This is a genomic window from Flavobacterium sp. Root420 (assembly GCF_001427905.1).
Taxonomy (GTDB): domain Bacteria; phylum Bacteroidota; class Bacteroidia; order Flavobacteriales; family Flavobacteriaceae; genus Flavobacterium.
This window is the reverse complement of sequence record NZ_LMEF01000034.1, coordinates 127211-147204: the sequence shown is the minus strand read 5'-3', so window position 1 is coordinate 147204 and position 19994 is coordinate 127211. Positions and strand designations below refer to the sequence as shown.

The following is a 19994-nucleotide window of genomic DNA, read 5'->3' as shown; positions in this document are numbered from 1 at the left end:
AAAATAATAGTTTAGTGCCTGTGAATTAATCTCCGTTTGCTACTTTTGCATAAAATATACAATCATGCCTTCATTCTTAAAACTGATAATTAAAGAGGTAAAACGCGAAACAACCGATGCCGTTTCTATACTTTTTAATGTTCCAGAGGAACTAAAACCAGACTATAAATTTATTGCAGGACAATATATAAATTTAAAATTAACTCTTGATAATCAAGAAATTCGTCGTGCTTATTCCATTTGTTCTGCACCCGAAAGTGGTGAATTGCGAATTGCTGTAAAAGCAGTCAAAAATGGGTTGTTCTCTCAATTTGCCAATACGAAACTGAAAGCTGGAGATGTTCTTGAAGTAGGTCATCCGGAAGGAAAATTTACATTTGAACCAGATGCTGAAAGACAAAAAAATTATGCTGCTTTTGTAGCAGGAAGCGGAATTACTCCTGTACTTTCTATCATAAAATCAGTTTTAAAAAGCGAGCCAAAAAGCTCATTTGTGTTAGTTTACGGAAATAGAACACCTGAAGAAACTATCTTTCACCAGGAACTTCATGATTTACAATTAAAATATGTTGGACGCTTTTTCGTGCATTATGTATTTAGTCAGGCTAAAGCCGAAAATGCATTGTTTGGAAGAATCGAAAAATCGGCAGTGAATTTTGTTCTTAACAACAAACACAAAGAACTTCAGTTTGACAAGTTTTACCTGTGCGGACCTGAAGAAATGATCAATACTGTTTCTGCTATTTTAAAAGAGAAAAACGTAAAAGATTCGGCTATTAAGTTTGAGCTTTTTACTACTTCATCACAAGAACATGAAATAAAAACTTCGCTTGAAGGACATACAAAAATTACAGTTTTAGTTGATGATGATGAAGTCTCTTTTGAAATGTCACAAAAACAAACTATTCTGGATGCTGCTTTAAAACAAGGCATTGACGCTCCATACTCTTGTCAGGGCGGAATTTGCAGCAGCTGTTTAGCTCGCGTAACTTCTGGAACTGCAGAGATGACTAAAAATTCTATTTTAACGGATAAAGAAATTGCTTCAGGATTAATTTTAACCTGTCAGGCACACCCAACTTCAGAATCTATTTATGTAGATTATGATGATGTTTAGAGGTTAAAGTTTCAATCATATAAATTCCAAATTCCAGCTTTAAAATTGGAATTTGGAATTTTTTTTCAACTTTCTTTTATTGGAACGTTTATAATATTACCGTTTTTCTTTCGAAAGTATTTTTCGATTTTAAAACACTAAATAATACATAAAAACAGGTGTCGATTTTTAAATATTTTTTAAAAAATGTGCCGAAAATTTACTATATTAGTAGTGAAATCAAAGCCGATAGCTTTCTTAATGATTATAGATTTATAAAGTCGCTATCTAATTATTGTCAAACACATTTAAAAACATTAAATATGGCAATGCATCACTACCTCCGTTTATCTTTTATATTACTTTTTGTAATAACGTCTTTTATCTGCATCTACTTTATAATTAAAAAAAGAAGAAACAGAAAAGTACCTAAGCTACTTTCAAAAGAAAAATATAGTTCATCAATGAATGAGGGAATGGCAGAAATACCAGTCTCTAATGATAGTTTGTTCAATATTTGGCCCTATGTAAGTGAATTAAAAGCAGCTAAAATTTTATCGAATAAAATTAAGGAATCAGAATTGATCTATAAAGTTTATAGAAATTCAACAGAAGATTTTGAACATGTTTTATTAGCTACTGAAAAAGAAAATCATTTCGTTAAAGTTGTAGTTGACAGAAACAAAAAGAAACCAATGGGATATCTTTTTCTTGATTTATGAGAAAATTAAATTCCAATAAAAAAAAATCCAAATACCAATTGTAAAGTTGGTATTTGGATTTTTTTTTATTGGAATTTCTCTAAGATTTATTTTGAAAACTGTTCTTCTATTTTAGCAATTACGTCTTTCGGAGAAATACTTCTCATCGCATCCTCATAACCCTCCACAATTTTATTTCCATAAACGGATGTTGGTAGTTTTGGATATTGATTTCTATCTGAAGCTAAAGCGTTTTCTAAACTTTGATTGAATGGCAAAAATCCTGCGTATGGATGTGTTGCGCCCCAAAGTGTAACCACTTTTATACCGAGCATAGCTGCAATATGTGCATTTCCGGAATCCATCGAAAGCATTACATCGAGATTGCTGATCAATTGTAATTCCTGCTGAAATTTAATTTTTCCAGCCATATTGATTACATTTTCAAATGGTTTTGAAAGTGAATTTAAAATTTCGATTTCTTTTTTTCCTCCGCCAAAAAGTAAAATTTTATTCGACTGATTTTCTGCTAATTTCGAAATAACTTCCGTCATTAAATCGATCGGATAAACTTTGGAATCATACTGAGCAAAAGGAGCAATTCCGATTAATTTTTGATTTTCGTTCCCGATAATTTCTAAAATATCGTTACTCAAATTTACCTTTTCCGGAAAAACAGGATTCGATAAATCTAAAGTAAAACCCAATTCTTCAAACACTTTTGCGTGTCTTTCAAACATGGTTGGCAACTGCCTGAAAATCTTATTTTCAGCCCGGGTTAATTCTTTTTTGCCTTCTCGACCTTTATCAACTGTGGCTCTTTTTTTTCCGCTTAAAGCGAAAAGTAAGCTCACAATTTTAGACCTTAAAACATTATGAAGATCGGCGAAAGCATCAATTTTGAATTTTTTAACGTCTTTATATAAACGCAAAAGCCCTGGAAAACCCTTGTGTCTTTCTTTTTCATCAAAAGCAAAAAAGTTCAGATTTGGAATTCCGTCAAAAAAAGGTTTGAAAAAAGGACGAGAAATTACGGTCAATTTAACTTCCGGATACTGTTTTACAAAAGCGCGTAAAACAGGAACCGTCATGGCGACATCTCCCATTGCGGATAGTCTCATGACGGCTATATGCTTAATTTTATTGGACAATTCTGCCAATTATTTTTTATTTTGATATAAAACAGGATTCAAATCATCGTCGTTGTACATTTTCATTTGTTTGTACACTTTCATGAATTTTTCTCCATTTTCAATGTCTGACAATAAATCATCAATTGCTGTAGACAAATCACTTCTTTGCTCTAAAAGAATGTTTAGTTTTTCCTGACATTTATCTCTGTGTTCTTGCGAAGCCTCTGCACGATTAGCTTCTTCTTGCATATGATAAATTTTCAAAGCTAAAATCGACAATCTGTCAAAAGCCCATGCCGGACTTTCAGAATTAATTTTTGCACCATCTTTTGCTTGTACATCGCTGTATTTTTGCAAAAAATAACTGTCGATATATTCCACCATATCAGTACGTTCCTGATTTGAAGCATCAATTCTTCTTTTTAAAGTCAAAGCTGCAACCGGATCAATTTGTGGATCACGAATAATATCTTCAAAATGCCATTGGACAGTGTCAATCCAGTTTTTTAGATACAATAAATGCTCGAATTTATCTTTTGGATAAGGATTATTTATAGGCTGATCAACATTATCAAACTGGTGATAATCTTTGATACTTTGTTCGAAAACAGAATAAGCTAATTTTGAAAACATGTCTTTATTTATTAGAGATACAAAGATACTTTTTATACTTTTATAGTGTGAAAAAAACGATTGTTTTTTCATTTTAGTATCACAAATCATTGATAATTCTAAAAACTCCACATGAAAATTCATTATATATCTGAAAATAATAGCGTACTAAATCACTTTTTGGGTCAAATCAGAAATGTAAATGTTCAAAATGACAGCATGCGTTTTCGAAGAAATATCGAACGAATTGGCGAAATTATGGCCTATGAATTAAGCAAAGATTTGTCTTATAAAAATGTAGAAATCCAAACGCCGCTTGGCATTAAAAAAACGACAGAAATAGAAAGTGATTTGGTTTTGTGCTCCATTTTAAGAGCTGGATTACCGCTTCACAATGGCTTTTTAAATTATTTCGATCAGGCAGAAAACAGCTTTGTTTCAGCCTGCAGACACCATCCAAATAACGATGATGCTTTTGAAATTTTAGTAGAATATCAGGCACTTTCGAACTTAAATAATAAAACGGTTTTACTTCTTGATCCGATGTTGGCAACTGGTCAATCTATTGTGGCGGTACATGAAAAATTAGTTCAGAATGCCGTTCCAAAAGAAATTCATATTGTAGTCGTTATCGCTGCACCTGAAGGAGTTGCGCACCTTGAAAAAAATCTTCCTGACAACTGTCATTTGTGGGTTGCTGCTTTAGACGAAAAATTAAATGATAAAAACTACATTGTGCCCGGACTTGGTGATGCCGGTGATCTTGCTTACGGAAGCAAATTATAGTTGAGAGAAAAACGTAAACAAACTGCAACAAATAAGTACATAAAATACAATTTCATTGTTTAATTTCTGTTGCATATATTCAATATGACTCGACGCCATAATTGTTAAAGGGGTAATGCTAAACAGCAAGAAATCATTGCTTTTGTTTGGAGAAAGAATAAAAACAAAAGCTGCAATAAAAAAACAGGCTACTACTTTTTTATAGGAAGTATGTACAATTTGGGGTCTGTTTGATAAAGTTGTTAGTATTGAAACTACAAAAAATAAGGCTACTGCAACGTAAATTGAAAGCGCTCCATTTTCATAATTATTCTTAAAATAATTTATATTCAAATCGATTACGGCTCGTTTTTCAAAAAATGCAATCGCATCAAAATGAAAAATTAACGATATCAAAAAAAACATAATTGTAACGGCTAGCAGTGCTATAAATGGTAAAACCCAGTTTCTATAATCTCTTGAAACGTGAAAAACAATTGAAATAAAAACCAAAATAAGAAAGAGAATACACCAAAACTGAAATAATGAAGCTACTAAAATCCAAAAAGACGCATCAAATATTTTTTCTTTGGAAGCTTTTAAAGATTGCAATGAAATTAATCTTCGAAGCGCCAATAACAGAAAAAAGTTGGCATATATAACATTGGGATTATTGAATATTGTGGGGAAAAATAAGATAAACAACAAATAGAAAAGTATCGAATAACCGTTGTCTTTACTGAGTCCGTTCTTTTTGACAATAAAATTTATCAGAAAAAAAGAAGCTAAAATAAAGCATAATAAACTTAACTTTTGAAACGCCAAAAAATAAGAACTCATCCATGATGGTTCCTGAATTTGAAACAGAAAAAAGAAAACCAGTATTAAAATTACGACCAAAGAATAATTTAATGGCGTAGATTTTTTAAAAACACTTGTTATCATAAGGATATTTTATACTTTTGTGATTGTAAATATAATACTTGTTTAAAAAGGAAAACCCAACAAGTTGAAAAAAGATTCTATTATCTGAATTTTGTCTTCAATGCGTTACAAAACAATAAATAACATATAATTTTATAAATTATGACAGCTTTTTTCGAAGGAATACAATACTTATTCGTTAACATTTTGTTTGCTCCTCTTGACTTTTTACGTCGTTTGGAACTAGTTAGCTGGTTTGCTGCAAGCACAATTAACTGGATTTTTATGATCATCTGCGCATGCGCAATCGTTTATTGGATTAAACAATTACGCATTTTTGATGATGCCGGAACAGAAAACCAAGATACTACTGCTCACTCTTTTTTAAAGTAAGTCGAAGCCAATATCTTTTCTAAAATACATCTTATCAAAATTTAGTTTATCTATGTTTTGGTAAGATTTTTTTATGGCCTGTTGGAAATCGTCTCCATATGATGTTACAGTCAATACACGTCCTCCATTACTAACGACATTATTGTCATCTAATTTTGTTCCTGCGTGAAAAACAATAGAATCTGTAATATTTTCTAAACCTGTAATTACTTTTCCTTTTTCAAATTCTTCAGGATATCCTCCAGAAACAACCATGATTGTAGTCGCACTTCTTGGATCAACTTCTAATTCGAAAGTATCTAATTCCTGATTTGCAACTGACAAGAACAATTCAACTAAATCTGATTTTAATCTTGGCACTACAACCTCAGTTTCAGGATCACCCATTCTTACATTGTATTCAATAACGATTGGTTCGTTTTTTACATTGATCAAACCAATAAATACAAATCCTTTATATTCGATTCCGTCTTTTTGAAAACCTTCGATTGTTGGTTTTACAATACGGGTTTCGATTTTTTCCATCAAAACAGCATCAACATAAGGAACTGGAGAAACAGCTCCCATTCCGCCTGTGTTTAGTCCTCTATCGCCTTCGCCAATACGTTTGTAATCTTTTGCTGTTGGAAGTATTTTATAGCTTTTTCCGTCTGTTAAAACGAAACAGCTTAATTCGATTCCGTCCAAAAATTCCTCAATAACTACTTTTGAACTTGCTGCACCAAATTTTTCGTGAACCAGCATATTTCTTAATTCCGTCTTAGCCTCTTCAAGATCCTGAATAATCAAAACTCCTTTTCCGGCCGCCAATCCATCTGCTTTTAAAACATAAGGCGGTTGTAAAGTTTCTAAGAATGCACATCCGTTTTCAACAGTTTCAGCAGTAAAACTATCGTAAGCTGCTGTTGGAATATTGTGTTTCATCAGGAATTCTTTAGCAAATTCCTTACTTCCTTCTAATTGAGCCCCTAATTTTGATGGCCCAATAACCGGAATATGATTTAAACTTTCGTCGTTTTTAAAATAATCGTAAATACCTTTTACCAATGGATCTTCAGGTCCAACGACTACCATTTTTACATTTTCTTTTAGTACAAATGCTTTTATGGCATCAAAATCCGTTGGAGACATTGCAACGTTTGTAGCGATTCCGGCTGTTCCCGCATTTCCTGGTGCAACAAAAAGTTTTTCGCAAAGCGGACTCTGAATCATTTTCCACGCAAAAGCATGCTCTCTTCCGCCTGATCCCAATAATAAAATTGTCATGGTATAGTTGTATTTAGTTGTGGTGCAAAAATAATTGCTTTTACACGTAAAAAATAATTAAATCTTAAAAAGTTCGTGATTCTTCTCTGTTAATAGTTGGATAATATTATTTTTGATGAAAATTAATCTTCAAAAAATGATTTCTCTTTTCGATATTTCGCTTCAATTAAATGGTTTTCCGATACAGAAAGCTAAAGCCGAATTGGACCGAATTGTGAAATTAACTGAAGAGGAATATCTCACTTTCCTTCAAAATAAAAAACACGAAATTGTTGCTTTTCATTTGCAAAACAATTCGTTTTATCAGGAATTAGTTGGAAACAAAATTGCTCCAAAATGGGAAGATTTACCCATTTTGAACAAACAGAATCTTCAAAAACCGCTCGAAGAAAGGCTTTCAAAAGGGTATACTTTAAAAAATGTTTATCTCAACAAAACATCCGGATCCAGTGGAACTCCTTTTGTTTTTGCCAAAGATAAATATTCGCACGCCTTGACCTGGGCTTCGAATATTATGCGTTTTGGTTGGTTCAATATCGATTTTAATCATTCGTATCAGGCCCGTTTTTATGGTATTCCGATGGATTTTGTTGGTAATCAAAAAGAACGTTTTAAAGATTTTTTAAGCCGTCGTTTTCGATTTCCGGTTTTCGATTTGTCTGATGAAGTTCTGGAAAAATTTCTGCAGAAATTCAAAACCAAAAAATTCGATTACCTCAACGGTTATACCAGTTCGATTGTTTTGTTTGCGAAGTATTTAGAACAGAAAAATTTTATTCTAAGAGAAATCTGTCCGACTTTAAAAGCTTGTTTTGTTACTTCGGAAATGCTTTTTGAATCGGATAAAAAGTTGTTGGAAAAGCAATTCGGTATTCCGATTATCAATGAATATGGAGCTTCAGAATTGGATTTAATTGCTTTTGAAAACCCAAAAGGCGAATGGCAAATAAATGCTGAGACACTTTTTGTAGAGATTTTAGACGAAAATAATAAGGTTCTCCCTTACGGGGAAGAAGGCCGAATTGTGATTACTTCTTTATTCAACAAAGCCAATCCTTTTATCAGATATGAAATTGGCGACATCGGAGTTTTAGATGAAAAAAGTACTCCGCAAAAGCCAATTCTAAAGAAATTAATTGGAAGAACAAACGATGTTGCCATTTTACCAAGTGGAAAAAAATCGCCTGGATTAACCTTTTATTATGTGACCAAAAGCATAATTGAAGATGATGGAAATGTCAAAGAATTTATCATCAAACAAACCCAATTAGCTACTTTTGAAATTGAATACGTTTCTGAAAATGAATTAGATTCGAAACAAATTCAAAAAATTGAAGAAGCAATTTCATTGTATCTTGAACCCAATTTAAATTTCACTTTTACCCGAAAAAAAGTTTTAGAAAGAACTAATCGCGGAAAATTAAAGCAATTTAAATCTTATCTATAATATAAATAAAATCTTACATTTGTTTTTGCTAATTAAAACTTATGGACGATCAATCTCTACTTTCAGAAGAAACCATTTCAAACAAAATATACTTTATCCGCAATCAAAAAGTGATGCTTGATCGTGATTTGGCAATGTTATATGGAATTGAAACAAAAGTTTTGAAACAGGCTATCAAAAGAAACATTTCAAGGTTTCCCGAAGATTTAATGTTTGAATTATCACAAACTGAATTTGATAACTTGAGGTCACAAATTGTGACCTCAAGTTGGGGAGGAACAAGAATACTTCCATCTGTTTTTACTGAACACGGGGTTTTAATGTTGTCCAGTGTCTTAAAAAGCGACAAGGCCATTCAAACCAATATTCAAATTATGCGCATTTTTACCAAAGTGAGACAAATGCTTTTAGATACAACTGAAATTAAAGTTGATATTATTCAGATTCAAAAAAAATTGGAAAATCATGATAAAAATATAGAATTAGTTTTTTCTTACTTGGATGAATTGACAGAGAAAAAAGAAAACGAAAGTGAAAGAGTAAAAATTGGATATAAGAAATAATTAGAATTGGAGGTCGCAAATTGCGACCTTAAACAGCAATCTTGAAGTCGCAATTTGCGAAATCAAGATTTAGAAGATATATTAAAATTCTATAAGATCACAAACTGTGATCTTATAGAATTAACCCGCAAACTTGATGTCACAAATTGTGACCTCAAAATTTAAAATTAAATAAAACTAAGCCCAATTTCTTCAAGGTCACAAATTGTGACCTTGAAGAGCGCTAAATCTTCTTTATATATCTAGGTTTTATAATCAACTGCGTGAATAAAAATCGCATCATCAGTAAAACAGAAAATACAAAATTAAAGCCGTGAAATTCTCTATAAACGCCAAAGTTGTGTTTGATTAATTTGAATTTTGATGATGAAATAGAATCTTTTCTGATTCTGTAAAACGCTAAAGGTTCGGGAACTGGTTTTGTAACCTGAATTTGTTTTAAAATCGTGAGCCACAAACGCCAATCTTGTCTTTTTTGGGTAGCTTCTAAAATTATTTTTCCGAAATAATCTGCGTCGTAAATGGCGGTTAAATTGCCAACGTAATTGCAAAAAAACAATTGATCGTAAGTCAGATTTATCGGAGCTTCAACTCTTCTGTTTAACGAATTTCCTTCTTCATCGATACAGTCGTAAAAGCTGAAAGTAAAATGTAAATTATTCTCTTTTAAAAACTGAATCTGCTTTTCCAATTTCATCGGAAACCATAAATCATCAGCATCTAAATAAGCTATATATTTTCCGATCGCCTTTTCTAAAGCTATATTTCGGGCAAAACCGTTTCCTGAATTTTTTTCTAATTTAAACAGTTTTATTCTACTGTCTTTCTTAGCAAAATCAGAAATAATTTTTACGGTTTCATCCGTCGAGGCGTCATCAACCAAAATCATTTCCCAGTTTTGGTACGTTTGATTTTGAACTGATTTTAAAGTTTCGGTAATGAACTTTTCAGCATTGTAAGTTGGCGTTATAATAGAAACTAATTCACTCATTAACGCTCGGGATTATTTTATATAACTTGAAAAATCTTTGTGCTCTTCTTTTGAAAGTTCTTCTTTAGAAAGCGATCTGAAATAGTCATACGTAATTTTCATTCCTTCAGAACGGCTTACTTTGGCTTCCCAGCCTAATAATTCTTTTGCTTTTGTAGTGTCTGGCTGACGCTGCAAAGGATCATTTATTGGTAATGGATGATATACTACTTTTTGGTTGGTACCGGTCAACTTGATGATTTCTTCTGCAAAATCCTTAATCGTGATTTCGTCCGGATTTCCAATGTTTACCGGATAAACATAATCAGAATGCAATAACCTGAAAATACCTTCGACCTGATCGTCTACGTAACAAAATGAACGTGTTTGCATTCCGTCTCCAAAAATCGTTAAATCTTCTCCACGAAGTGCCTGGCCAATGAATGCCGGAATTACGCGTCCGTCGTTTAATCGCATTCTTGGTCCATAGGTATTAAAAATACGCACGATTCTGGTTTCTACACCATGAAAAGTATGGTATGCCATTGTGATTGATTCCTGAAAACGTTTGGCTTCGTCGTAAACACCGCGCGGGCCAATTGTATTTACATTTCCGTAGTATTCTTCCGTTTGCGGGTGAACCAATGGGTCTCCATAAACTTCAGAAGTTGATGCAATTAGAATTCTTGCTTTTTTAACTCGTGCCAATCCTAACAAATTATGAGTTCCCAGTGATCCCACTTTTAAAGTCTGAATCGGAATCTTTAAATAATCAATTGGGCTTGCCGGTGAAGCAAAATGCAAAATATAATCTAAATCACCCGGAATATGAACAAACTTGGTGATATCGTGATGGTAAAATTCGAAGTTTTCTAACTTAAATAAATGCTCAATATTTTTAAGATCTCCCGTAATCAGGTTGTCCATTCCAATAACAAAATAGCCTTCTTTAATAAATCGGTCACATAAATGTGATCCTAAAAATCCTGCTGCTCCGGTAATAAGTATTCTTTTCATAATTGGTTTAATTGAACATTTCGAATTTTAATATGATTTAAAATCCAAGATAGAGGCACAAATGTAATAAAATATCTTTCCTTTAAATTACACTTGAAAGTATATGTTAAAAGAAGTTTTATCTTTTCAGAAAATTATTAAACTCATTTATCTATTTTTACCCCCAATTAAATCCATTGTTTTGAAAGTTGTACACATTATTGAAGCTCTAGGTGGCGGAGTTTATACATATTTTAGAGATTTATCGACTTTCTTTGGAGATGATGAAATAAACAAAAACATAGAAACCACAATTATTTATAGTGGCAATCGCAAAGAAATTGATGCTCAAAAAATTAAATCTGAATTTTCAGATGGGATTAAACTGATCCAGGTCAATATGGTTCGCGAATTTTCTCCTGTTCAGGATTTAAAATCTACGTATAAATTAGTCAAAGAACTCAAAAAAATCAATCCGGATGTTATTCATCTCCACTCTTCAAAAGCGGGTGCTTTGGGTCGGGTAGCTTATTTTTTCTTATTCAAAAAAAAGAAACTCTTTTATACTCCCCACGGATATTCTTTTCTAAGAACAGATATTTCAAAAACGGTTAAAAACATATATTGGAGAATTGAAAAAAATTTTCAGCGCTTTTTTGGAGGAACAATTGTTGCTTGTGGCGATACAGAATTTGAAATTGCAAAGGGAATTGGCAATGCCAAATTAGTTCGAAATGGTATTGACATTGCAAATGTTCATAAACATTTTGTTTCTCATCAAAATGAAAAATTGACTATTGGGGTAATGGGAAGAATAACTTTCCAAAAGAATCCACAATTCCTAAATCATATTGCCTTAAAATTTCCTGATTTTAATTTTGTATGGATTGGCGACGGTGAATTAAGACCTTCAATTACAGCTCCAAATATCAGAATTACAGGCTGGATTTTAGAGCGAAAAACTGTTTTACAAGAGCTAAACAATATTGACATTTATCTACAAATATCCCTTTGGGAAGGATTGCCAATTGCTGTACTTGAAGCAATGGCACTGCAAAAACCAGTTATCGCAACTAATATTATTGGAAATAAAGATGCTGTTCTGCACAACAAAACAGGATTTCTTTTTAGTGATGTTTCTGAGTTGGAGAACTTTTTTAAAATTTTAAAAGATCCAAAAACAAGATCCGATTTTGGTGAAAATGCATTGGCAAGATGTCACGATTTATTTGATAAAAATCAAAATTTTAAACAGCTTCTGGCACTTTATCAAGAGTAAGTTTTTGCTGCAACCAATAGCTTCCAAAAATCGACAACCATAATCCGCTGAAGGCAATTCCGTCGAAGCGGAGTAAAAAATCATCGGTTAAATTTGAAGTGAAGAAAATAAGGAAAAAAGAAAGTATCATTCCGTTTTTCAAATCATAGCCTAAATAACCAATGGTGAGAATATATAATATTACTACCAAAGGCCCAAGAATACCAAACTTCAATAAGAAATCAAGAAATTGATTGTGTGTTGGAAATTCATATTTGGCCAAAAATTGTTGATTGGTTGCTTTATAATATTTATTTAATTCCGATTTTCCATCTGAAGCTCCAACGCCAAAAGGAAGATTTTGCACGGACAATTCCGAAGCCGATTTCCAGATGGAAACTCTTGTTACTAACGAATTAAAGACCTTAATTTCGGGATGATCAATTTCATCTAACTTCCCCACTTTATCCATATACGCAAAAGTTACCGAAGAATATTTTTCTTTCATATAAGGATTCTTCTGAACAAAGAAAAATGTAATTCCTCCTAACAAAACAAGAACAGTTGTAGCTGTCAGGACGATTTTTTTTGTGTTGAATTTCGATCTCAATTCAAAAAAGAAAACAATCAAAAATCCGAACAAAACATTGATCAATGCCATTCTCGTATTTACAAAAAGAACGAAGAAAAAAGAAAATACAAAAACAATTAGACTAACGATTTTAAATACCGTTTTTTCATGATTCCTGAAACTCTCAAAAACAAAATACAAGGCACAAACCGATACAAATGCCAAATGCATGTTTAAGGCCGGTGCATGAATACCAATGCTATCTGCAAATTGATAACCCATTTCCCACAAATCGATTCCATTCAAATATTTATCCATTAATTCTGGATAAACAATTAGAAATCTCAGAAAGAAAAAGAATATAATTAGCGTTGTAACAATCGTATATGTCTTTGCTATTTTTAAAAAATTTACATGCCGATAATTTCCAATTATAAACAGCGGAAAAATCAATAATGAAGTACTTTTCTCAATCGCTTTTAAACCTTTTGCAAAAGAATCATTGTTCCAAAACAGCAGTAATTCCAATAAAATTGGCGAAGCAATACAAGCGATTAAAATCAATGCTGTTCTGGTAAATTTTAATTTTTTAGCGAAAATCAAATTAAACGCCGCAAACAAAATAATCAGCAATGAACATGGTTTTCTGAAAATCATCGCAATGGCGATCAAACACAAAAAAACATGGAATATTTTATTGAAGTTCTTTTCGGAAATGTTCATAATATAATGCAAAATAGATTAAAGGAAAAATGCCCGTTTTATGTCGAATTGCCGAACCCAAATCAGGTTCAAAAACACCCTGAAGAATGAAAAAAGAAAATAAAATAAACATGATTAAAAGTTCATATTTGTATTTTTTCCTTTCTTTTAAACATTTTGAGAATCTTACTAAAAGAATATAAAATAATAAAAGCTGCCAGATTACGAAAACAATAATTTGTGGTGAAAGTATATGTTTTAAACCATTTAAAGGTAGATTGACTGTAAAAAAACCATAAAACACACTAATTACTTCTCCGTACCAGGTATCTGTTTTTACAGGTGATGTAATAATTGAGTTGGCGTCTCCAGAAGCCATACGGGTACTGTTTACAAGTTCCCTGCTGATTTCTGAAAAATATTTGCCTTTTAAAACGCCATAACTTAAGGATAATAAAACGACAATAAGCAAACCATAGAAAATGGTTGTTATAGTTTTGTTTTTAAAATTAATAAAACTGACCAGATACATGCCGCCACCAACAATAGGAATTAAAGCAAAATAAGGACGATACAACGCTCCAAAAACAATTAAAAGTACAATAGTAATCAATATGGTTTTTCGAAACGAAAATTGCTTATTGCTGCACACAAAAACAATTAGGGCAATAAACAAATAGGTCATAAATTCTTTTGAAGGCATTGATATAAAAATTGCAACCATAAAAATGCCCAAATACACTAAAAGGTTTTTAATATTTACCTTTTCGAAATTGTCAGGAATTCCAATTTTATATAAAGTATACATTAAAATAGGAAACTGAATAAGTGCAATTATCGGAAAAGGAATATGTCGAAAACCAATAATTTTATAGAACAAAATGGTTAACGGATAACTTCCAAAATAGCCTATTTCATTATACTTGTCATAAATAATTATGGCGGTATCGTAGAAAAACTTTGGAGGCAAAACAAAAAAAGCCAAAAATGCCACAACTAAATTAGCTGAGGCAATGAGCAAAAATGCTGCGGTACTTTTTTTGATTAAAATCTGCATAATAAAATTGTCTCCGTTACTTCAGAGTTCTGTATTTTTTAAAGAAAACTGTTTTTATTCTATATCCGTTCAAAAAGAAAATCAAAGCTTTGAAAGACAAAAATGAATAAAACTTCATGACTTTATCAACCTTAATGTTTCGTCCTTTTTGAAGCAAATATTTCCAGGAAACCAAATCATTCCAAATTTGATTTTGTGTTTTAGAAGACAAAACATAAAAGTCTTTTAAAATTACAACATAATTGCAGGCCCAATAATTTTCTATTGCTTTGTTTATTGTTTCAGATGTTGCGCTTTTCGAACTTAAACCTTCTTTTACCATTGCATAAACATCTTCAATATGTTTTGCGCTTACTGCTGCCGTTATAGAGCCCTGACGTACTTGGCGATACGTGTAAAATGATTTTGGATAAATACTGTAAGTCTTTATATGCTGTAAAAGTTTTGCACACCATTCGATATCTTCTGATTTTCTTCCGACAGGAAAAAACAATTGATTGTCAATCAGAATAGATCTTTTAATTACTTTATCCCAGGCCGAAGCTACATATAAATCATAGTAAACCAGATTTAGGATTTCATCTTCAACTCTTCCACTTTTGTTTTTTATAAATCTTTGATTGTATTTACAAGCAACATCTTTTTCTGAAAAAAATCTGCTTTCTTCGTGTATAACTAAATCCGGATTTGATTCTTTTATTAAATTATTTAAATCCTGCAAAACTTCATTTCCTATCCAATAATCATCACTATCTGTAAAAATTATATAGTCGCCTTTTGCCGCTAATATTCCTTTGTTTCTGGCTTCAGACAAGCCTCCGTTTTTTTGATCAATTAATCTTATTTGATGGAAGTTTTGTCGATACTGTTGGCAAATTTCCAAAGAAGAATCAGTAGATCCGTCGTTGATTAAAATGAGTTCAAAATTAGAAAAGGTTTGGCATAAAATGCTTTCTAAACATTGAGCCAAATAGCCCTCAACATTGTAAACCGGCACAATAATGCTAAAAAAGATATTTTCTTTTTGACTACTCATTTCCAATTAATTCAAAAAAACTTTTATTTTATCTTTCTGATAAATAACAATTGCCACAACTAAATTCCAGAAAAAAGAAGCGGAAACAAATGCAATTGCTGCTCCGGTCATTCCGTATTGCGGAATTAAAAATCGGTTTAAAACAAAATTAAGCACAACCGCCAAAATTAAAATTACCTGAAAAGTATGTTGTCTTCCGGTCATATTCAAATAAACCGAAGCCGCGCCAAATGCAGAACAAATTCCCTGACCAATTATTAAAATCAGAAATGCTTCTTTAGCCACTACATATTGGTGTCCGAAAAAAGACAAAATATATTCTGAAAAAATACTGATCATAACGATTATTGGAAATGTTATTCCGAAGATTAAGCGAGCGCAGTTCTGAACTATTTTTGTTAATTCTACTTTATTCTGACTGGCAAAATATTCTGAAATTTTAGCCGAAACCGTAATGTTTATGGTTAAAATTACAACCGAAATAATCGTCATTATTTTAACTCCAACTGAATAAAAAGCTACTGTCTCGTCATTCCGATATTTTTTCAGAAACATGATATCAAAACACATTAGTAAAAATATAGCCATACCGCTGATTGCCATTGGATAGGACTTTAAAAAAACATCTTTATGCGAAAAAAAAGTTGTTGTTTTTAGCGGCTTTGTTTTGTTGAAATAATTAAAAATCAAAATGGTGCTAATTAAGGCAAGAAATACAAATCCAATTAAAAAAACATCAACCAAATAGGTTTCTTTGTGCCAATAAAACAAAACGATTGAACCAATAATTAGCGGAATATATTTAATGATATTTCTAAATAACTCTGCAATATATAGTTTATCCAAGGCCCTGATAACTTCAATATTTAAAGTCGCTAATCCGTAAAAAAACAAGGTTACTGCTGCTTTTAAAAAAATGGAATAAACCTCCGGATCTCCAAAATAATTATTGATTGTTTTTTCGTCTATCAACAAAATTATTACCAAAGCAATAACTGAAGTCGCAAAAAGCATTGCAACCATTTTTAGGTATACTTTTTTTAATTCTTCGAGAGCACCCAGGCTTGCTAATTTTCCTTTAAAATATAAAATCGACAAATCGAATCCCAATAAACAAATGGTTCCAATAGCTAAGAGAAATGATCTGGCAAAATCATATTGTCCTACCAATTTTGGACTGTAGGATTTTGTCAAAAATACTGTAAAACCAAATAATAAAAGAACCCCAAAAATTCTTAAAAACAAAGTGCCAAAACTTTGTCTTAAAAATGGATTTTGCGAAAGGCGTTCATAAATAGGATTGGTTTTCAATTGCTTTAAAGTTAATTCGCTTTTGATACTGCATGCTGTCTGCGATAGAATTTTTTGAACATGCTAACCATAACAAAAAGAAAAATAAAGAAAAGTGGCAGCCAAATTTTAAAATGGCCGTTTACTGTTTTACTTTCATTTATGTTGAGCGTTGCATTAATTTCTTTGATCGTTTTATCAAAACTAATTAATCTGAACCTGTTTTTTCCCTGTTCTGTAACTAATTTTTGTTTGGTTTTTATAATATCGTTTAGTTGTAAATTCTCACTATAATAAACCAATTTCTCATTTTTACCATTGTTTTTTGCAGTACTCGAAAGACCGTTCAAAACCTGGTCTATTTGCGCAATTATAGTGTCGTTTTGAGCGATTTCACGTTCCAGATTTTTATATCCTATTTTCTGAATGGAATTAAAATAATCCGAATTATTCAGGTATTTCAATAAAGGTTCTACAACTTCCTTTTCGTTTGTAGTTCCACTTGAAACAAATGAAATGGTGTGATAGGTGTAGTTTTTACTTGTAACATTGTCTTCTAAAACCTTTTTTACTTCGCCAACCTCAGCCATTAATTTTATGAGTTCAAAGTTTTGTTCTTTGTCTTCAATAAATTTATAAACGTCTGCAACCGGTTTAATTTCAATATTTCGAATTGTCTGCGGATTCGGTATTCCAACTGTGTTTTTCAGGAAATCCAAATCTCCGGCCACAATTTTAGATTGTATCAAATCTATTTTTGCGTACAAATAATCGACACTTTCAAAGTTTGGCGTTACCACAACCTGATTATTGTATGATTTTTTATTGGAGTCTAAATAAAATCCAAGCGCAGCTCCAAGTACCACCAAAACTAGCACTACAATCCAGTTTCGAATAAAAAACTGAATCGCTCTAAAAACAGACCTGTTCACACGATCAAAAAAACTGTTAATGCTTCTTGAAAGTTGAAAAATATCTATTTCCTGATCAGAATTATTTTGGGGTACTTTTGTACTCATTTATCTTTTATTTTACGCTGAAAATTTGTTCCAAAATTTTAATGGTAATCAAATAAGTTGGTTTTACCCCAGTTGTTCCTAATCCGCCTGAAGCCAGTGTGCTTCCGGTTTCCAAAGGATTATCCGAGGCATAATAAGCATAACGAACCTTAATATCGTGCGGCACACTTTTTCTAATTTTTGATGCCGACTGTATCGCTTTTTGATAATAAGAACCTTCCATTTCAAGTCCAATTACACCCCAGGTCGATTCATGGAAAAATTTCAATAAATCTCTGTTTTGCAATGACGTTCCCAAAACGGTAACCATTGCACCTTCAAAGACAGCAATGTCATTTCCTTCAAACATAGCACCTGTTAATTCATTTTCGAAGAAATAATTATCAGCAGTTCCTTCGTTTATATGTGCCGTTGGAATCATAATATCTCCTTTTCCGCCTTCCAAAATTCCGGCTTTTCCCATAATCGAAACCGACTGAACATTCAATAAAGTATCTTTTTTATACGGTTTTAAAAGCTCGTCGATGGTTTCGTATGCCTGTTCGCCAAACGCATAATCCATTACAATAATAACCGGTTTTTCTTCGTCAACATTCGCATAGGTAAAAGCGGTTTTTGTCCAGTCAATTTTGGCTGTATCAAAAATCTGAACATCGATATTGGTTCCTGAGGTATCCGGTAAGGAAATCATTCCGTTTTTCAAAGCCAGTTCTTCAACGTGAGCTCTAACTTCTTTTGCGCCAGACTTGCTTAATTCTTCATAAATAAAGAAATCGGACTTGTCTTTGAATTTCGTTTTCAACAACGGAGTTGCAAAAATCGAATTCATAACGCTATGCATGTTCGCACTAATTACGTGAATTGGTCTTTTTAAAAGATTATTAGCTTTTAGAACTTCTTTAATATTGGTCGCCCAAATTTCTCCGTGAATGTGGTGTCCTAAACGCTCTCTTAATACCGGACTGAACGTAATTGTTCTTTTATTGTTTTCAATTACTTCTTCTATTGCTAATTTCCCTAACCAATAAATAACATGAAGGAAACGATCCGGAGCATTTTCAGATCCGAAGGCGTCGTAAATATCTAAAACCTCTTCAAAAGTTCGTCCTAAAATATTCGCAACATGCGAAATTGCTTTTTCTTTTTCGATCAAAGGCAGTTTTTTAGTCTGCATAACCGCTTGTTCCAGTTTCAGCCAATCGCGCGAAACTTCGCCGCCGTCATCTAATAAAACCCTGTTTTTTATTTTGTGTGATTCGATGAAAATAAAAGTCAAATGCGTTAAAATATCGTAGATGTCTGAGCGTCCACGCGTGATTTCAACATTCATTTGTTCCTCATCGATTCGGTAACAATTTCGTCTTCTTTTTGGAGGAACAATGGCCTGAAAATGCGATTTCGAATACCCTTCATCTGAAGTTAAATTGATAAAACGGCATTGTTCGATTCCTATCGGAAGACGTTCGATAACGTACAAAAGTCCGTTTAATTCTACTTTTTCTTCGCCTATATTTCCGTAAATCTCAGGACGTAATGCCAATAAAGATTCACGTAAACTGTCACCAGAAACTCCCATTGGCTTATAAAAACCACGGTTGAACAGGTGACGCATTGTAATGTACATTTTTTCTATCGCTGCAGATGATTCCTGCGCTCTTGATCTTGATATATGTTTGGTTTCTTTCATGCTTTTTTATTTTAAAATCTTCGAAATAGTAAAGATCATTCTAACTTTCGACAAACGAAAGTAGGAAATATTAATATTATTTTAGGCTAAAACTAGAAATGTGATTTAATTATAACGTTTATTTCAAATTAGGATTTACAATTTGAATGACTTCACATTCTGCTACTATATATCGTCCTTCCATAAAAAAGGCTTTTAATCCAATTTTAATTCGTCCTTTATGAAGTTCTATCAGTGCTTCATTTAATACCCACATTTTTGCCTTTCCTGAAGTCGAAACTCGTAATGATTTATCTAAAATGATATTGTCTTCATTATCCAAAAATTCTGGCCAGATCATCCATTGTTGTTTGGCTTTTTCATCGCCAGAATACATAAAATCAGAACGATATCCCTGAACTGGATTTCCAATTGGCCTTCCGCCTTCTTCTGCAGAAAAAAAACGATATTGGACTATAAAATCACAATCTCTTTTTCTAATTTGTTCATAAGGTAAGTGAAAATCCAA

At 32.2% G+C, this 19994-nt stretch carries 20 protein-coding genes; 7 read left to right on the top strand and 13 right to left on the bottom strand.

The window, feature by feature from the left end; translation table 11 throughout:
* Positions 1 to 64 precede the first annotated feature (64 nt).
* Together ASC72_RS23375 and ASC72_RS24685 are read left to right on the top strand one after the other, a co-directional pair.
* Positions 65 to 1117 carry a ferredoxin--NADP reductase gene (locus ASC72_RS23375; protein WP_056196776.1) on the top strand — a complete coding sequence of 351 codons (1053 nt, stop codon included), beginning with the start codon at positions 65 to 67 and terminating at the stop codon, positions 1115 to 1117.
* Between the two features lie 455 nt (positions 1118 to 1572).
* On the top strand, positions 1573 to 1818 hold the full coding sequence (locus ASC72_RS24685; protein WP_241775780.1) for a hypothetical protein: 246 nt from the start codon (positions 1573 to 1575) through the stop codon (positions 1816 to 1818).
* Positions 1819 to 1904: 86 nt separating this feature from the next.
* Here ASC72_RS24685 and ASC72_RS23365 read toward each other — a convergent pair whose 3' ends face one another.
* The gene (locus tag ASC72_RS23365; protein WP_056196872.1) at positions 1905 to 2918 is read right to left on the bottom strand and encodes a glycosyltransferase family 9 protein; all 1014 of its coding nucleotides are present in this window, start codon (positions 2916 to 2918) and stop codon (positions 1905 to 1907) included.
* 39 nt (positions 2919 to 2957) lie between these two features.
* Positions 2958 to 3563: a DUF4254 domain-containing protein gene (locus ASC72_RS23360; RefSeq protein ID WP_056196870.1), complete on the bottom strand. Its 606-nt coding sequence runs from the start codon at positions 3561 to 3563 to the stop codon at positions 2958 to 2960.
* 111 nt (positions 3564 to 3674) lie between these two features.
* Between ASC72_RS23360 and upp the strand changes: the two genes are divergently transcribed.
* Positions 3675 to 4328, top strand: a complete 654-nt coding sequence (gene upp, locus ASC72_RS23355; protein ID WP_056196770.1) for a uracil phosphoribosyltransferase — start codon at positions 3675 to 3677, stop codon at positions 4326 to 4328.
* Here the strand turns inward: upp and ASC72_RS23350 are convergent.
* Positions 4323 to 5252 carry a DUF6427 family protein gene (locus tag ASC72_RS23350; protein WP_056196767.1) on the bottom strand — a complete coding sequence of 310 codons (930 nt, stop codon included), beginning with the start codon at positions 5250 to 5252 and terminating at the stop codon, positions 4323 to 4325. The two genes, upp and ASC72_RS23350, sit on opposite strands and share 6 nt — an antisense overlap.
* Positions 5253 to 5393: 141 nt before the next feature.
* On the opposite strand from ASC72_RS23350, the gene ASC72_RS23345 reads away from it, so the two are divergent.
* Complete coding sequence (locus tag ASC72_RS23345; RefSeq protein ID WP_056196764.1) at positions 5394 to 5624, top strand: hypothetical protein; 231 nt, start codon at positions 5394 to 5396, stop codon at positions 5622 to 5624.
* Here ASC72_RS23345 and purD read toward each other — a convergent pair.
* On the bottom strand, positions 5616 to 6890 hold the full coding sequence (gene purD, locus ASC72_RS23340; RefSeq protein ID WP_056196761.1) for a phosphoribosylamine--glycine ligase: 1275 nt from the start codon (positions 6888 to 6890) through the stop codon (positions 5616 to 5618). The two genes, ASC72_RS23345 and purD, sit on opposite strands and share 9 nt — an antisense overlap.
* Before the next feature lie 136 nt (positions 6891 to 7026).
* Here purD and ASC72_RS23335 point away from each other — a divergent pair, with 136 nt between their 5' ends.
* Positions 7027 to 8337 carry a phenylacetate--CoA ligase family protein gene (locus ASC72_RS23335; RefSeq protein WP_056196867.1) on the top strand — a complete coding sequence of 437 codons (1311 nt, stop codon included), beginning with the start codon at positions 7027 to 7029 and terminating at the stop codon, positions 8335 to 8337.
* A 41-nt stretch (positions 8338 to 8378) separates the two neighbouring features.
* Entirely contained in the window at positions 8379 to 8900 is a 522-nt protein-coding gene (locus tag ASC72_RS23330; RefSeq protein ID WP_056196758.1) for an ORF6N domain-containing protein, read from the top strand.
* A 223-nt stretch (positions 8901 to 9123) separates the two neighbouring features.
* On the opposite strand, the gene ASC72_RS23325 is transcribed toward ASC72_RS23330, so the two are convergent.
* Positions 9124 to 9891: a glycosyltransferase family 2 protein gene (locus ASC72_RS23325; RefSeq protein WP_056196756.1), complete on the bottom strand. Its 768-nt coding sequence runs from the start codon at positions 9889 to 9891 to the stop codon at positions 9124 to 9126.
* Between the two features lie 12 nt (positions 9892 to 9903).
* The gene (locus ASC72_RS23320) at positions 9904 to 10887 is read right to left on the bottom strand and encodes a UDP-glucuronic acid decarboxylase family protein (RefSeq protein WP_056196753.1); all 984 of its coding nucleotides are present in this window, start codon (positions 10885 to 10887) and stop codon (positions 9904 to 9906) included.
* 181 nt (positions 10888 to 11068) lie between these two features.
* Between ASC72_RS23320 and ASC72_RS23315 the strand changes: the two genes are divergently transcribed.
* Positions 11069 to 12145 carry a glycosyltransferase gene (locus ASC72_RS23315; RefSeq protein ID WP_056196864.1) on the top strand — a complete coding sequence of 359 codons (1077 nt, stop codon included), beginning with the start codon at positions 11069 to 11071 and terminating at the stop codon, positions 12143 to 12145.
* Here the strand turns inward: ASC72_RS23315 and ASC72_RS23310 are convergent.
* The 7 genes from ASC72_RS23310 to ASC72_RS23280 all read right to left on the bottom strand — a co-directional run bounded on the left by ASC72_RS23310 (position 12114) and on the right by ASC72_RS23280 (position 19994).
* The gene (locus ASC72_RS23310; protein WP_056196750.1) at positions 12114 to 13418 is read right to left on the bottom strand and encodes an O-antigen ligase; all 1305 of its coding nucleotides are present in this window, start codon (positions 13416 to 13418) and stop codon (positions 12114 to 12116) included. The two genes, ASC72_RS23315 and ASC72_RS23310, sit on opposite strands and share 32 nt — an antisense overlap.
* Positions 13390 to 14454: a hypothetical protein gene (locus ASC72_RS23305; protein WP_056196747.1), complete on the bottom strand. Its 1065-nt coding sequence runs from the start codon at positions 14452 to 14454 to the stop codon at positions 13390 to 13392. The genes ASC72_RS23310 and ASC72_RS23305 overlap by 29 nt, the downstream gene beginning before the upstream one ends.
* A gap of 16 nt (positions 14455 to 14470) precedes the next feature.
* A complete protein-coding gene (locus ASC72_RS23300; protein WP_056196744.1) occupies positions 14471 to 15490 on the bottom strand; it encodes a glycosyltransferase in 1020 nt (339 codons plus the stop codon).
* Between the two features lie 6 nt (positions 15491 to 15496).
* On the bottom strand, positions 15497 to 16801 hold the full coding sequence (locus tag ASC72_RS23295; RefSeq protein WP_117595829.1) for an MATE family efflux transporter: 1305 nt from the start codon (positions 16799 to 16801) through the stop codon (positions 15497 to 15499).
* Positions 16802 to 16812: 11 nt separating this feature from the next.
* Positions 16813 to 17799 (bottom strand): hypothetical protein, encoded by a 987-nt coding sequence (locus tag ASC72_RS23290; protein ID WP_056196738.1) that lies wholly within the window; start codon positions 17797 to 17799, stop codon positions 16813 to 16815.
* Positions 17800 to 17806: 7 nt separating this feature from the next.
* The gene (locus tag ASC72_RS23285; protein ID WP_056196736.1) at positions 17807 to 19486 is read right to left on the bottom strand and encodes a hypothetical protein; all 1680 of its coding nucleotides are present in this window, start codon (positions 19484 to 19486) and stop codon (positions 17807 to 17809) included.
* 118 nt (positions 19487 to 19604) lie between these two features.
* Complete coding sequence (locus ASC72_RS23280; RefSeq protein ID WP_056196732.1) at positions 19605 to 19994, bottom strand: hypothetical protein; 390 nt, start codon at positions 19992 to 19994, stop codon at positions 19605 to 19607.